Source organism: Rahnella sp. ATs2, from assembly GCF_051851855.1.
Lineage (GTDB): Bacteria > Pseudomonadota > Gammaproteobacteria > Enterobacterales > Enterobacteriaceae > Rahnella > Rahnella variigena.
This window is the reverse complement of the sequence record NZ_JBLYPL010000005.1, coordinates 215,792-230,323: the sequence shown is the minus strand read 5'-3', so window position 1 is coordinate 230,323 and position 14,532 is coordinate 215,792. Positions and strand designations below refer to the sequence as shown.

The window sequence follows — 14,532 nt, the reverse complement described above, 5'->3', positions numbered from 1 at the left end:
AGGGGAAGCGGCTCCGGCAACAAAATGACGGAGCGCAAAGCGCGTAAACAGGCTTAAAAATTAGTTGGTGTAGGCCAGCAGACTCAGGGAATCACGCGCCAGAGATTTGCATTTGGTCGGTTTAGGGACGGCAATCCCGCTCAGATCGCGGTAGCTGTCTTCGCCCATCGACTGCATATTAAAGCTGTTGTAATTGCTCAGATCCCAGCGGTTTTGTTGGGCGAAAAACACGATCGCCCGTTTGATTTGGGTATTCGGCAGCTGTTCGTAACCGCAGTTGTTTTTCAGATAAACGAAAACGGCAGTCAGGTCCGCCAGATCTTCCGCTTCTGATTCACTCAGCGCCTGACTGGCGGACGAGAAGCCAAGCAGCGACAGTAATAGTAAACACAATGTTGTTTTTTTCATCGGCGTGTTCTTGTTCTTTTAGATAGAAAGTCAGAAAGACTTGGCTCACAAACAGTTAAAAGGACGTTACCATATTTGCACTGAGCGGCACCAAATTTCTTTTCCCGCTGAGCCGCTTGACCTTCCCCTTAGGGGAAGGGTTAGGCTGTCGTACTATTATGGCACGCTCACGCCATCCGTCTGGCAATTGCCCTCATAAGGACTGAAAAATGAACCGTCGTGATTTCGTAAAATGGACAACCCTGATGGGGGCCGCCAGTACGCTGCCCGGCTGGAGCCGCTTCGCGCTCGCCGCAGACCGCCCTGCATTGCCCATTCCTGCGCTGCTGGAACCGGATATCCGCAACGCTATTATGCTGACGTTGCAGCGCGGTCAGAGCCAGTTTTTGCCCGGTGTTAACACCGAAACCTGGGGCGTTAACGGTAATCTTCTCGGCCCGGCGCTGCGTATCCGTCGCGGCAAACAGGTCGATGTCACCGTTAATAACCGTCTGGATGTTGCCAGCACCGTTCACTGGCACGGGCTGGAAATCCCCGGTGACGTCGATGGTGGCCCTCAGGCACTGATCGCTCCGGGTCAGAAAAGAAAAGTCAGTTTCACACTCGATCAGCCAGCGTCGACCTGCTGGTTCCATCCGCATCCGCATCAGACCAGCGGTTATCAGGTGGCGATGGGTCTGGCCGGTATGGTGCTGATTGAAGATGAAGCCAGCGACCTGTTGCAGATCCCGAAACGCTGGGGCGTGGATGATATTCCGGTCATTTTGCAGGATAAACGCCTGAACGACGCCGGACAGATAGATTATCAGATGGACGTGATGACCGCGGCTGTCGGCTGGTTCGGGCAACATATGCTGACCAACGGCGCAGTTTATCCGCAGCACGGTATTTCCCGCGGCTGGATGCGTTTTCGTCTGCTCAATGGCTGTAATGCGCGCTCGCTGCACATCGCCACCAGTGACCAGCGGCCAATGTACGTCATCGCCAGCGACGGCGGTTTCCTGCCTGAACCGGTGAAAGTCAGCGATTTATCCTTGCTGATGGGCGAACGTTTTGAAGTGCTGATTGATTGCAGCGACGGCAAAGCCTTTGATCTGGTTACGCTGCCGGTGAAACAGATGGGTATGACGCTGGCACCGTTCGACAAACCGTTGCCGGTGCTGCGTATTCAGCCGACGCTGACGCAAAGCGGCAGTTCTCTGCCGGACACGCTGGTGCCGCTGCCTGCGCTGGTGTCCGTCGATAATCTGCCAACCCGCTGGCTGCAACTGATGATGGATCCGCAACTGGACCAGCAGGGTATGGCGGCGCTGATGAAACGCTATGGCCACAATGCGATGGCTGGCATGAGCATGGATCATGGCGGCGGCGATATGGCAGCAATGCCGGGCATGTCGGGTTCAGAACATGACGGTCACGGCAGCATGGCGGGTATGGATATGAGCAAATCGTCCGCCGGTTACGACTTCATGCAGGGCAACAAAATTAACGGCAAAGCCTATGACATGAATGTGCCCGCTTTCGATGTGAAACAAGGCCAGTACGAAAAATGGACTATTTCCGGCGAGGGCGACATGATGCTGCATCCTTTCCATATCCACGGCACGCAGTTCCGTATTCTTTCTGAAAATGGTCAGCCTGTGCCGCCGCACCGGCAGGGCTGGAAAGATATCGTGCGCGTTGAGGGTGCCCGCAGTGAAGTTCTGGTCCGCTTCAACCATCTGGCCAATAAACAACATGCTTATATGGCGCACTGTCATCTGCTGGAACATGAAGATACCGGCATGATGCTTGGATTTACGGTGTCGGCGTAACGGGTTTTACTTTCTGTAGTTTCTTAAAAGTTTCTAAAAATAAGCTGGCCTGAGACGTTCCTCCGGTCAGTCTCACCCCTCTTTCTTCCTGCTCCCTTCTTCTTCCTGTAATGCCTCTTGATTATCAATCTTTCAAATTGAAAGGTTAAACTTTCAAAATGTGATCAATATATAATTAATATAAATTCATAATGATTATATTTTCAGCGTGGAGTAACAAAACATGAAAGCGTAAACCCACGATCCCCTACAGGAGAAGATGATGATTGATGTAATAACGCACGGTGCCGAGTGGTTTATCGGCCTGTTTCAAAAAGGCGGTGAGGTGTTTGTCGGGATGGTCACCGGCATCCTGCCTCTCTTAATCAGTTTGCTGGTAGTCATGAACGCGCTGATTGTTTTTGTCGGACAACGGCGAATCGAACGTCTGGCACAGCGCTGTGCTGGCAATCCGATTTCGCGCTACCTGCTGCTGCCGGTGATTGGCACCTTTGTTTTCTGCAACCCGATGACCCTCAGCCTCGGGCGCTTTATGCCCGAAATCTACAAACCCAGCTATTACGCCGCTGGCTCTTACAGCTGCCATTCCATGAACGGTCTCTTCCCGCACATCAACCCCGGCGAACTGTTTGTGTATCTCGGCGTTGCCAGCGGGCTGACCACGCTGGGACTGCCGCTCGGACCGCTGGCCGTCAGTTATTTCCTGGTCGGTATGGTGACCAATTTCTTCCGCGGCTGGATAACGGATCTCACCACTCGCATCTTCGAACGCAAGATGGGCATTCAGCTGGATCGTCAGGTGCAGCTGTAGGCAGGTTCCAGTCTATTCAAAATCCAATTCTAAAAACCGGAGCAGAAAATGAGCGTTACGATCCGTATTAACCGGGGTGAAGGTGGCTGGGGTGGTCCGCTGTTGATTGACGCGGTGCCCGGCAAAAAAGTGGTGTATATCACGGCGGGCACGCGCCCGGCGATTGTCGACAAGCTGGCGGAACTGACCGGCTGGGAAACGGTGGATGGTTTTAAAGAAGGCGAACCTCCTGCGGAAGAAATCGGTGTGGCGGTTATCGACTGCGGCGGCACGCTGCGCTGCGGCATTTATCCTAAACGGCGCATCCCGACCATAAACATCCATTCGACCGGCAAGTCCGGCCCGCTGGCGCAGTTTATTACCGAAGACATTTACGTTTCCGGTGTCCGCGAGAATGACATTGTTATTGAAAGCACAGACGCCGCGGAACCGGTAACGACGACGCCGAAACCGGCTGCGTCTGCGGCAGGGCGCGACTACGACACCACCAAAAAAATCACCGAACAGAGCGACGGCCTGCTGGCGAAAGTCGGTATGGGTATGGGCTCCGGCGTCGCCGTGTTGTTCCAGGCCGGACGCGACACGATTGATACCGTACTTAAAACCATCCTGCCATTTATGGCGTTCGTGGCGGCGCTGATCGGCATCATTATGGCCTCCGGGCTGGGGGATCTGGTGGCGCACGGGCTGACGCCGCTGGCGAAAAGCCCGGTCGGGCTGGTGATGCTGGCGCTGATCTGTTCCTTCCCGCTGCTATCTCCTTTCCTCGGCCCCGGCGCGGTCATTGCGCAGGTTATCGGTGTGCTGGTGGGTGTGCAGATCGGGCTGGGCAATATCCCGCCACATCTGGCGCTGCCTGCACTTTTCGCCATCAACGCTCAGGCGGCCTGCGATTTCATTCCCGTCGGATTGTCGCTGGCCGAAGCCAAACAGGACACCGTGCGTGTTGGCGTGCCCTCGGTGCTGGTCAGCCGTTTTCTGACCGGCGCACCGACGGTACTTATCGCCTGGGCCGCTTCCGCTTTCATCTATCAGTAAGGAGTCATCGTGCAAACCATTTATCAGACCACTATCACGCAAATCGGCGACTTCGCGCGTGAGGCGCTGACCGACCAGATGCTGATCACCTTCCGTGAAGGCGCACCGGCAGACATTCAGGACTATTGCTTCATTCATCAGCACGGGAAAACCGAAGGGGAATTGCACCGCGGCGCTTACATGGAACTTGCCGATGTGCGATATCCGGTGACCGCCGTGGGCGACGTGGCGATGCAAAACCTGCGCGAGCTGGGGCATATCACCCTGCGTTTTGACGGCAGTGCCGAGGCTGAATTCCCCGGCAGCGTCCATGTAAAAGGCACCACGCCCGACGATATTCCGCTGGGCAGCGTATTGAAATTTATCGATTAACTATCAGAATCAGGAGTCAGTTATGGAACAGGTTGCAGTCGTGATCGGCGGGGGACAGACGCTGGGCGCATTTCTCTGTCAGGGGCTGGCTGAATCCGGCTATCGCGTGGCGGTGGCGGATCTCAATGAGAAGAATGCCGCGTCGGTGGCAGAACAGATTAACCAGCAGTTTGGTGAGGATCGGGCATTCGGATTTACGGTCGATGCCACGAATGAGGCCAGCGTAGAGCAACTGGCGAAAGCGGTGGATCAGACGTTTGGCAGGGTCAGTTTGCTGGTGTACAGCGCGGGAATGGCGAAAGCATCGCCGATCACCGACTTCGCTCTCAACGACTTTGATCTCTCACTGCAGGTCAATCTGGTGGGGTATTTCCTCTGTGCCCGTGAGTTTTCCCGTCTGATGATCCGCGACCGTATTCCGGGACGGATTATCCAGATCAACTCTAAATCCGGCAAAGTGGGCAGCAAACATAATGCCGGTTACAGCGCGGCAAAATTCGGCGGCGTCGGGCTGACGCAGTCTCTGGCGCTGGATCTGGCGGAATATGGCATCACCGTGCATTCACTGATGCTGGGTAATTTGCTCAAATCGCCGATGTTCCAGTCATTATTGCCGCAGTACGCCAAAAAGCTTGGCATTAAGGCCGATGAAGTCGAGCAATATTACATTGATAAAGTGCCGCTGAAACGCGGGTGCGACTATCAGGATGTGCTGGATATGCTGCTGTTTTACGCCAGCGATAAAGCTTCATATTGCACCGGTCAGTCGATCAATATCACCGGTGGTCAGGTGATGTTCTGATGCCATCCGCCCCTGTTTTGCAGGGGCGGATGACTATTTTAATGAGCAAATCATGTTACTCAGAAAGTCATGTTAAGGAGAAAAGATGACCCCGACTTCGGCATTAATCCTCTGTGCGGTGCTGGCCTGGGTGGCGCAAATCGCGCTGGGCTGGTGGCAGTTGCAGCGCTTTAACCGGGCATTCGACAAGTTGTGTTTGCAGGGCAATGTGGGCGTCGGGCGTTCCGGCGGACGTTTCAAACCGAGAGTGGTGCTGGCGCTGGCTTTCGATCAACAGGAAAAAGTCTGTGACGGATTTTTACTGCGCGGCCTGACGATTTTTGCCAGCCCTCAGCCGGTTTCATCGCTTAATGGCATGAGCCGGGAACAATTGATGACAGGTGTGATCTTCCCGAAAGATCCGAATATTCAAACTGCACTATCATTAGCGATTGAACCGAAATCATGATATTTTCACTTTAAAAGCTATTATCTTTCAAAAAGAATGATGGCAGTGAATTTATCTTAAAATTTGAGCGAAAATCGTGATGAAACCTAAGCAACGGCAGGCGGCGATACTGGAGCACTTGCAGCAATTTGGAAAGACGGCGGTGGACGATCTCGCCGCGCATTTCGCCACAACCGGCACCACTATTCGTAAAGATCTCACCCTGCTGGAAGAAGAGGGCGCAGTGATCCGCACTTACGGCGGCGTGGTGCTGAGTCGCGAGGAAGGTGATCAGCCTATTGATCGTAAAACACACATCAATACCGGCAAAAAACTGCGCATCGCCCGCGCGGCCATTCAGGAAATTCAGGACGGCGACTCGCTGATTTTCGATGCGGGCAGTACCGTGATGCAGATGGTGCCTTTCCTGAGTCAGTTCAATAACATCACTGTCATGACCAACAGCCTGCATATCGTCAATGCGCTGGTGGAGCTGGATAACGACCAGACAATCCTGATGCCGGGCGGCACATACCGCAAAAAATCGTCTTCCTTCCACGGCAGCCTTGCCGAAAGTGCCTTTGATAAATTCAACTTCGATAAGCTGTTTATCGGCGCTGATGGCGTTGATCTCGATGGCGGTGTCACCACATTCAACGAAGTTCACGGCGTCAGTCAGGCGATGTGTAAAGCGGCTGAACGTCTTTTCCTGCTGGTGGATTCGTCAAAATTTGGCCGTAAAAGCCCGAATGTGGTGTGCCATTTAAGCAAGGTCGATACGCTGATCACGGACAGCGGGTTAAGCCAGCAATATCGTGATGCTATCGAAAAGTTGGGGATCCGCATTATTTTAGTCGGGGAAGACGATGAGTGACGCATTACTAAATTACGCACGTGAAACGCTTGAGATTGAAATAGAAGAAGCCCGCCGGTTACTGACGCGGCTGGATGATAATTTCCTCTGCGCCTGCCGCTTATTGCTGAACTGTAGCGGCAAAGCCGTCATTTCCGGTATGGGAAAATCCGGTCATATCGGTAAGAAAATTGCGGCCTCACTGGCCAGCACCGGCACACCGGCGTTCTTTGTGCATCCCGCCGAAGCGCTGCACGGCGATCTGGGCATGATCGGCAGTGAAGACGTGATGATTTTTATTTCCTATTCCGGCCGGGCAAAAGAGCTGGATCTGATCCTGCCATTGTTAAAAGAAAACCAAACTCGTCTGATTGCCATCACCGGCGGCAAAGATTCGCCGCTGGCGCTGGCAGCCGATTGTGTGCTGGATATCAGCGTTGAGCGCGAAGCCTGCCCGATGGGACTGGCACCGACCTCGAGCGCGGTAAATACCTTAATGATGGGCGATGCGCTGGCGATGGCGCTGATGCGACACCGTGGTTTTGGCGCGGAAGACTTCGCCCGTTCACACCCTGGCGGCAGTCTGGGGGCGCGTTTGCTGAATCGCGTGCATCATCTGATGCGTTCCGGCGATCGTCTGCCGGTGGTCGACAGTCAGAAAAATGTCATGGACGCGATGCTGGAACTGAGCCGCACCGGCCTGGGGCTGATTGCGGTATGCGACGCCAGCCTGCATGTGGTTGGCGTGTTCACCGATGGCGATTTACGTCGCTGGCTGGTCAAAGGCCACAGCCTGCACGACCCGCTGGCCGATGCCATGAGTCGTCCCGGTTATCAGCTTCCGGCACAATGGCGGGCAGGCGAGGCACTCGAAGCCCTGCATCAGCAAAATATCAGCGCCGCGCCGGTGGTCGATAGCGAAGGCGTGCTGGTCGGTGCGATCAACCTGCATGACCTGCATCAGGCCGGTATTGGCTGACACCGGCGTTACTCCCCGGCGGGTTCTTTGATATAATCCTTTCCACTATATGGTCGCTGCTTTCCTAAAAAGCAGCGATAAATATTCTTAAATCAGGTGGTTAGTCTTTATATGAAACATCGCGTTGACGTCATGATTTCCGAACAGGAAGTCAAAACCCGAATTGCCGAGTTGGGCCGTGAAATCACCGAACACTACCGCGACAGCGGCAGCGAAATGGTGCTGGTTGGATTGCTGCGCGGTTCGTTCATGTTCATGGCTGACCTGTGTCGCGCCGTGGATGTACCGCACGAAGTGGACTTCATGACCGCCTCAAGCTACGGCAACGGCATGTCCACCACCCGCGACGTGAAGATCCTTAAAGATCTCGACGAAGACATTCGTGGTAAAGATGTCTTGATCGTCGAAGACATCATCGATTCCGGCAATACGCTGAGCAAAGTGCGTGAAATCCTGCAACTGCGCGGCCCGAAATCTCTGGCCATTTGCACCCTGCTGGATAAACCGGAACGCCGCGAAGTTGACGTTAAAGTTGAATACGTCGGCTTCCCGATCCCCGACGAATTCGTTGTCGGTTACGGCATCGACTACGCCCAGCGTTATCGTCATCTGCCGTACGTCGGCAAGGTTGTGATGCTGGACGAGTAGTGAATAGCTACCCGATTTAGCCATTTCCGCCGCGGGCAGTGCTCGCATTCCTCATGGACTTTATGTCCACTGCGGATGCTCAGCGCTGGGCGCGCCAGAACTGACGTCATCGGCTACGCCTCACACAGCAGTTAATTAAAACGGCCTACAGATTTGGAGGCCGTTTTTTTATTTAGAATATGTGATAAACCTGCATTGTTTGAATGATTTATTGAGGGTATTTTTTTCTGGCTTCATTAAATGAGATTGGCTGGTCCGTTTAGTCAATAATTATCTAACAGACTTATATAAAAAGGTCACCATAGCTCATTACACCGTGGCGACATGATTTTGGTGGTCAAATGAAAATTGTACTCTCTCTTTTGCTTTTACTTTCTTTTTCAGCCGCCGCCACGACCCAAATAACACCCGTGGAGTTAACTCAGCAGATCAAAACTCAGGGCGCCAGAGTTGTTATCACCGATTTGTACAAAGATGGCGAATCCCAATGGCTGTATGTGCTGACTAAAATAGGCAGTGGTGAACAAAACTGGCTGGACGTGGCTGCATTATTAGCGCCCGGTAGTGATGCTGATTCAGCGGAGTCGCTTGCTACTGCCGCTGCCACGGCAATTCCACATAATCCCGCAGGTGTGCTCTCCCTTCTTAAAGGTGGGGCTTTACCCTTCAGTACCGATAATGTATGTGCTTTACCCTTTTATAGCATCAAAGAACCGGAATTTAACCAATATGTCGTTGATGCAATTCAGGCTCTTTATAAGGTTCCGAACAGTAAAGCGTGTATCGATACTATTGTTAAGACTATTGGTCAATCAAACGGATTTGTTGAGGATAACTAATATGGGCATTCCTGTTTATATATTTATGAATGTTATGTGTAGAAATCATCTGCCACCTGAATGCTTCTCCTGCAAATAAGACAATCCCTGCCTTGAGGTAAAAGTCCATATTGTTTAAGTGGTTTTTTGGGCGTATGTTTTCCCTACAAAACATAAGGAGTTGTTAACAATGGCTATACCAGCGTATTTATGGTTGAAGGATGACGGCGGAGCAGATATTAAAGGATCTGTCGATGTGAATGGACGTGAAGGTTCAATTGAGATTCAAGGTTTCGGGCACTCTCTGCATCTTCCAACTGACGGGGCTACAGGCAAGATCACCGGCACACGTATACATGCGGCATTAGGTTTTGAGAAAGAATTCGACAGCTCCAGCCCTTATCTCTACAAAGCAACCGCCACCGGCCAAACTCTCCAATCTGCCGAATTTAAATGGTACAAAATCAACGATGCAGGCCAGGAAGTTGAGTACTTCAACATGTATCTCGAAGGCGTTAAAATTGTATCAATCTGCCCAACAATGCACCATATCAAAAACCCAGCCTTCGAAAAGCATAACCACAACGAAAGTGTTGAGCTTCGCTATGAAAAAATCACATGGAAATATTGTGACGGCAACGTAATTTTTGCGGACGCCTGGAATGAGAGAGTGACAGCTTAAATGGCTATCACCTGCAGCTATGTGTTGAATGGAATGGAAACATCAATTCTGAGTTGTGCTGGTGTCGGCAATTTCCCTGCCTTCTCAGGCCAGTTAGTTGGTCGAAATAACCCGACATTAACTAATATCGCTGATCTGGGACCACTTCCTACAGGGCGTTACTTTATTGTCAGCCGCGTTTCGGGGGGGCGCTTAGGCGGTATACGAAATGCTGTCCTTAAATATGGTTACGGCACTGACAGAGAAACATGGTTTGGGCTCTATCGCGATGACGGAAAGATAAACGATGAAACTTTTATTGAAGGAGTTAAACGTGGAAGTTTTCGGCTTCATCCAATCGGACCACAAGGACTCAGTGAGGGCTGTATTACCATGACATCACAATCCGATTTTGATTATCTTCGGACTGCATTGCTGGGTACCTCAATGATCGGTGTACCTGGGTCTTCGCTCAAGGCACACGGTACGATTAGAGTTACACTCGGATGAGGTGGGTTAAGTATTTTTTTGCCGCATTGGGCTACTTTGTGGCGTTCTGCATACTGGTGACCTTCTTTACCCAAGTGATTGACAGCTATGCTACAGGTGAACAGATAGAAGGTTTCGCTCAATTTTGGGGAGTACATGACATAGAAGGAACGCTAGACCTTTATGTCGATGCCTCACTAATTATTTCAGGTTTAATATCTATTCTGGTAATCCTGCTGTGTCGCATTTATATCCGACGACATTTAAGATCATCAGACTAAAATACTCAGCAATTAGAATACAACGCCCACCAGGGCGTCTCTTTTAGCTAAACTCCGGCCAATCCTCAACCATTCCGAAATGTATTTCTGTATCACCTACTTTCAACGTAGCCCCGCGGCTTAATGCCTCCAGCTCCCAGCGATGCGCAGTGATGCCGTTTTTCATCAATTCCCGTCCAATCTCAGGCAATCGCGCCCGTTCCTCTGCCGTCAGTCTTGCCGAAGGAGCAACATCCCGGGCTTTCGTTGGGTCAAAACTTCGCTGCGCCTTGCTGACTCTCGGTGTTTCCTCCCTAATGCGCGCCACAATCGCCCTCACGGAGGCGGTGTCTGTCCAGTCAATAACTCGCAGATTGCCAGAACTGAATGGTGTAGCGGTGCTCTCAACCTGACGACCACGCTAATTTGTAGCCTGTTTGATTCCATCGAACCCACAGTTATTGACAGGACTCCGAGGCGCGCCGGAGGCGCTTTTTGCGGTCAAAACCTCAGAATCAACGGCAGAAGCAACGATGCGCCATTGAGTGGTGCGCATTTCATCTACATATGATTCGCCGAGGTGGGGCGCGAAAAAGCCCACAACCTTTCCCACTTCTTCATCATATGCATTCAGCTCATTTGCAACGCGACGTGCTACGCGGACAGTCTGATCGTCACCAGGAACATTAGCGCTTACCTGGGCAGTCATGTACGCCAGAACTGACGTCATCGGCTACGCCCTATACAGCAGTTAATTAAAAAACGGCCTTCAGATTTGGAGGCCGTTTTTTTATTCACCAGTCCTGATGACAGGAAACTCGCCCGAAAGAATACCGCTGCTAAGCGGGGTATTCTTAAGCTGCCGCCCGCTGTTCTTTAGGGGGGAACCTTTCGGTTCTAATTGGTTCCTTTCCCTTATGACCAGGGCATAAGTCGCATAAAGGAACCTTTCAAGTCAAGAGAATTAAACGTTTCGTTATATGTTGATTCTTAAAGTAATTATATTTAGTGCTTTCAATACTCCGGACTCCCAGCAGGACGCAATTTCCTTCAATCCACTGAGGGGGAAAGCGGGGCTGGAGTTGGTCCCACCTCGCCTGTGCTGTCTGCATAAAAGAAGGCTTAGCGCAGGATATTCTTCGTTTCCCGGGCGGACCCCATCATAGCCCTCTGGAGTAAGGCAAGAAAAAAGCCACCTGCGGATGCGGGTGGCTTAGGTGATTCAGTGAATTCAGATTGTTATCAGAAAGCGTAACGTGCCTTAACGGCAACGCTTTGGCTGAAGAAGCTGGAGCGTTGCTCTGAATCATACTGAACGGTGCCGTCCAGTTGGTCAGTGAACTTGGCGGTCACGCCTACGCCCGCCATCCCAATCCACGGGCTCTGCTCCATGCTCTGGTAGGTGATCGGGGTATCAGGGCTGCCGGTAAATGCGATTCGGTTGGCGCTACGGTCATTGATGGTGTCATACCCCACACCAGCCGTCGCGTGCACATTCACAATGTCAGACACCTGCAAGCCCAGCTTGGCTTTGGTGGAAACAATCATCGCTTCAAGGGTCTGCCCATCCACATCCAGACCCAGATCGCTGGCATTTTTCTCGGTGTAGCCTTTGTCCTTGATACTGTAGTAGTCGCCACGCACTATCGGCGTCAGGGTTAAGTTGTCAGTCAGATTGAAGATGCTCTGTAAACCCAAGCCTGCCTGCACGTTATGGCTGTCATAGCTGGAACGCGCCACGCCGCCAAAAGCCAGGTCAGATGAGGACGGGTTAATGATGTTCAGGTAACGATTACCGTCAACGGTGTCGCGGCCGTAGCCCGCTTTCCAGGTCAGGGATGTGGCCGGGGTGAAGTCAAAGCTGCCATAAAGCAAAGTATTCCAGCTTTCAATCTGCGCATCATGGCGGAAATCGTCTGAAGTATCCTTCACATCGGTGCGGCTGGTACCCACTGCCACGCCCACGCGAACCTGTTCTAATACCGGCACATCGGCACCAATGGCGATACCGCGAGTATCAGATTTATAACCATCCAGACCACCACGTTGTTCCTAGTTATCCCAGCGACCTACCGGTCTGATCCATAAGTACTTCTCGGGATTAAACTCTTCGTATTGACCAAACTCACGCACGGAGTCCTGACGTGAGTCCACGATATCGCCAAAGGCACGCGCATTATTTAACTCGGCATAGGGCAGCATACCGTTCATCAACGGCCCTAACTGCACCACGTTACGGTAAACCTGTTGTGCATTGGATGAGGACGTGATGGCACAGACCGTCGCCCCTAACGCGCCAGAACAATAGCTGGACTCGTTACCGTTGCCGCTGGTTTCCGGGGTTGTGCCGGGAATAGTACCCGAACCAGTGCCTTCGCCAGCGGAAGTTGTTTTGGCTATAATCTGGTCGATAGCGCCACCGATACGTGAAGCCGTCGGTGAGGCGGTTTGTGTGGTGACCGCTTCTTTTACGCTGGTAAGTCCCGTATCGACGATGCGTAATGAGTAACTCGTGGGTGTCAGCTCCTGCACAAACTGGAAGCGCAGAGAGTCATCAATCACCGATGTCGGTGTGCCCACAATACTCGGGGCGGTAACCACATCACTCAATACATCACCATTGCTAAAGTCCAGGCTACCATTGGTGACCACAATGGTATTACCCGCCAGCGATGCCGTTCCGCCAACCTGCAGTTGCCCATAATTAGTGGAATTCTCAGCCTGCAGAGCTAAGAAGGCATCTGAAGACTGGCTGTAGTTGGCGACTCGTGAAGGGGAATTATTATTGAGCAAATCAAACAGACCACTGTTGCTCATATTCGTTGTGGGAGCATCAACCCTGCCAATAATAATGCCTTCATTATTAATTCCGTTAGTCACGGTACTGGTCTCGCTGACACGGATCGCATCCCCTTCGATTGAACCAATAACGCCGCGGTTAAGCAGTAAATTGGTTCCGCTGGTATCGTCAAGGGTAATCCCACCGCGCCCGGCAGCAATAATCCCATCGTTGATAATGCGTGAAACTTGCGCGTTATCCTGCAACGCAATGCCGCTATCTGCCGCTTCAATTATCCCGGCGTTATCAATGGTACCGGTTGAATCACGGCTAAAGTTAATACCATCGTCAGTCTCAGAGTAGATCACACCTGAGGAGCGGTTTACCACCGCGACGTCGTCAGCCGTAGTTGTGGCCGTATCAACGAAGATACCGGAACTGCCAGGACCGCTTGCTGTGATGCTTCCGCTATTGTTAATTGTGATGTTCCGGCTCTCTCCTGTTACCCAGATACCATGGGATTGAGCACCGGTAGTGGTAATAACTCCATTGTTATTTAAGGTGTTATTGCCGATGTTTGCATCCAACAGGATCCCTGAACTGACGTTCCCCGTTGTACTTAACTGTCCGTTATTGGTAATCGTGCTATCAAAAACACCAGACAGATGGACGGCGTTGGAATTGCTGCCCGAGGTGCCCACGGAGGCGTCGTTAATTAAAGTGAACGCATTGAGGGTTTCTAAAGCCACCCCATCACTGGTGATAGCGTCTGTTGTAATATTGCCCTGGTTTTGAAGGCTGCTGGATGAGGTATTGAAATAAAAGGCAGGCGTATCCTGTGCAGTAAGATCAATTTGCGTACGAGGAATAATCGTCGCTGTGATACCACTTGCATCAGTAAAGGATTGCTGCGTATTGATTATTCCATCACAGATTATGCTTACGTCATTCCCCGCTGCGGGGCTACAGGCTGCCAGAGCATTTACAGGATTAAATAACCCATAGCTGCCAGCGATCCCACTAAAGACAAATAACTTCATTTTTGTTTTCAAATATTTATCCTTCCCCAGAAAAATTAATCATTAATAATAATGAGCAAAAAGGATGCAGAACCGCCCCATAAGTAATGCTCACAGATAATAGTAGGCGGGGAAACGGTAATAGCCAGCCAAGGGGGCTATTGATTATATTTCGGATGGGATAACGATATTCCGGGGAGTTAATCGTTGATTTTACCGACGCAGCCATTTATCCGCCCGGCTCAGGCCAGCATCGGCGTCAAAGACACACCGCATATAACGCATTGATTTATAGTGATCGCGTTGTAAGTGCAGGAAAAATAAATGGTAAAAAAGGCACATTTTTGTGCCTTT

Annotated in this window: 16 protein-coding genes; 12 read left to right on the top strand and 4 right to left on the bottom strand. The window is 51.6% G+C overall.

Annotation, left to right across the window (positions count from 1 at the left end; all coding sequences use genetic code 11):
• Positions 1 to 60 precede the first annotated feature (60 nt).
• Positions 61 to 408 carry a YacC family pilotin-like protein gene (locus ACJY2G_RS06980; RefSeq protein WP_095924682.1) on the bottom strand — a complete coding sequence of 116 codons (348 nt, stop codon included), beginning with the start codon at positions 406 to 408 and terminating at the stop codon, positions 61 to 63.
• Between the two features lie 209 nt (positions 409 to 617).
• Here ACJY2G_RS06980 and cueO point away from each other — a divergent pair, with 209 nt between their 5' ends.
• From cueO to ACJY2G_RS06920, 12 genes are all read left to right on the top strand, one after another.
• On the top strand, positions 618 to 2,222 hold the full coding sequence (gene cueO, locus ACJY2G_RS06975; protein ID WP_430320710.1) for a multicopper oxidase CueO: 1,605 nt from the start codon (positions 618 to 620) through the stop codon (positions 2,220 to 2,222).
• Positions 2,223 to 2,484: 262 nt separating this feature from the next.
• A complete protein-coding gene (gene srlA / locus ACJY2G_RS06970) occupies positions 2,485 to 3,033 on the top strand; it encodes a PTS glucitol/sorbitol transporter subunit IIC (RefSeq protein ID WP_112286903.1) in 549 nt (182 codons plus the stop codon).
• Between the two features lie 48 nt (positions 3,034 to 3,081).
• Positions 3,082 to 4,071, top strand: a complete 990-nt coding sequence (gene srlE / locus ACJY2G_RS06965; protein ID WP_129639743.1) for a PTS glucitol/sorbitol transporter subunit IIB — start codon at positions 3,082 to 3,084, stop codon at positions 4,069 to 4,071.
• A gap of 9 nt (positions 4,072 to 4,080) precedes the next feature.
• Positions 4,081 to 4,443 carry a PTS glucitol/sorbitol transporter subunit IIA gene (gene srlB, locus ACJY2G_RS06960; RefSeq protein WP_112286901.1) on the top strand — a complete coding sequence of 121 codons (363 nt, stop codon included), beginning with the start codon at positions 4,081 to 4,083 and terminating at the stop codon, positions 4,441 to 4,443.
• Positions 4,444 to 4,465: 22 nt separating this feature from the next.
• Positions 4,466 to 5,245, top strand: coding sequence for a sorbitol-6-phosphate dehydrogenase (gene srlD / locus ACJY2G_RS06955; RefSeq protein ID WP_113876375.1), 780 nt, complete (start codon positions 4,466 to 4,468; stop codon positions 5,243 to 5,245).
• Between the two features lie 85 nt (positions 5,246 to 5,330).
• A complete protein-coding gene (gene gutM, locus ACJY2G_RS06950; RefSeq protein ID WP_113876376.1) occupies positions 5,331 to 5,693 on the top strand; it encodes a transcriptional regulator GutM in 363 nt (120 codons plus the stop codon).
• A gap of 79 nt (positions 5,694 to 5,772) precedes the next feature.
• A complete protein-coding gene (gene srlR / locus ACJY2G_RS06945; protein WP_112286898.1) occupies positions 5,773 to 6,546 on the top strand; it encodes a glucitol operon DNA-binding transcriptional repressor SrlR in 774 nt (257 codons plus the stop codon).
• Entirely contained in the window at positions 6,539 to 7,504 is a 966-nt protein-coding gene (gene gutQ / locus ACJY2G_RS06940) for an arabinose-5-phosphate isomerase GutQ (protein WP_113876377.1), read from the top strand. Before srlR ends, gutQ begins: the two co-directional genes overlap by 8 nt.
• A gap of 111 nt (positions 7,505 to 7,615) precedes the next feature.
• Positions 7,616 to 8,152 (top strand): hypoxanthine phosphoribosyltransferase, encoded by a 537-nt coding sequence (gene hpt, locus ACJY2G_RS06935; RefSeq protein WP_101075215.1) that lies wholly within the window; start codon positions 7,616 to 7,618, stop codon positions 8,150 to 8,152.
• 341 nt (positions 8,153 to 8,493) lie between these two features.
• Complete coding sequence (locus tag ACJY2G_RS06930; RefSeq protein ID WP_430320708.1) at positions 8,494 to 8,991, top strand: hypothetical protein; 498 nt, start codon at positions 8,494 to 8,496, stop codon at positions 8,989 to 8,991.
• A gap of 169 nt (positions 8,992 to 9,160) precedes the next feature.
• Positions 9,161 to 9,652, top strand: a complete 492-nt coding sequence (locus ACJY2G_RS06925; protein WP_047607110.1) for an Hcp family type VI secretion system effector — start codon at positions 9,161 to 9,163, stop codon at positions 9,650 to 9,652.
• A complete protein-coding gene (locus tag ACJY2G_RS06920; RefSeq protein WP_120349670.1) occupies positions 9,653 to 10,141 on the top strand; it encodes a DUF2778 domain-containing protein in 489 nt (162 codons plus the stop codon).
• Between the two features lie 660 nt (positions 10,142 to 10,801).
• Here the strand turns inward: ACJY2G_RS06920 and ACJY2G_RS06915 are convergent.
• The 3 genes from ACJY2G_RS06915 to ACJY2G_RS06905 all read right to left on the bottom strand — a co-directional run bounded on the left by ACJY2G_RS06915 (position 10,802) and on the right by ACJY2G_RS06905 (position 14,211).
• A complete protein-coding gene (locus ACJY2G_RS06915; protein WP_430320707.1) occupies positions 10,802 to 11,110 on the bottom strand; it encodes a hypothetical protein in 309 nt (102 codons plus the stop codon).
• Positions 11,111 to 11,622: 512 nt separating this feature from the next.
• Positions 11,623 to 12,417 carry an autotransporter outer membrane beta-barrel domain-containing protein gene (locus tag ACJY2G_RS06910; protein ID WP_439291594.1) on the bottom strand — a complete coding sequence of 265 codons (795 nt, stop codon included), beginning with the start codon at positions 12,415 to 12,417 and terminating at the stop codon, positions 11,623 to 11,625.
• A gap of 15 nt (positions 12,418 to 12,432) precedes the next feature.
• Entirely contained in the window at positions 12,433 to 14,211 is a 1,779-nt protein-coding gene (locus tag ACJY2G_RS06905; RefSeq protein ID WP_439291588.1) for a hypothetical protein, read from the bottom strand.
• Between the last annotated feature and the right edge of the window lie 321 nt (positions 14,212 to 14,532).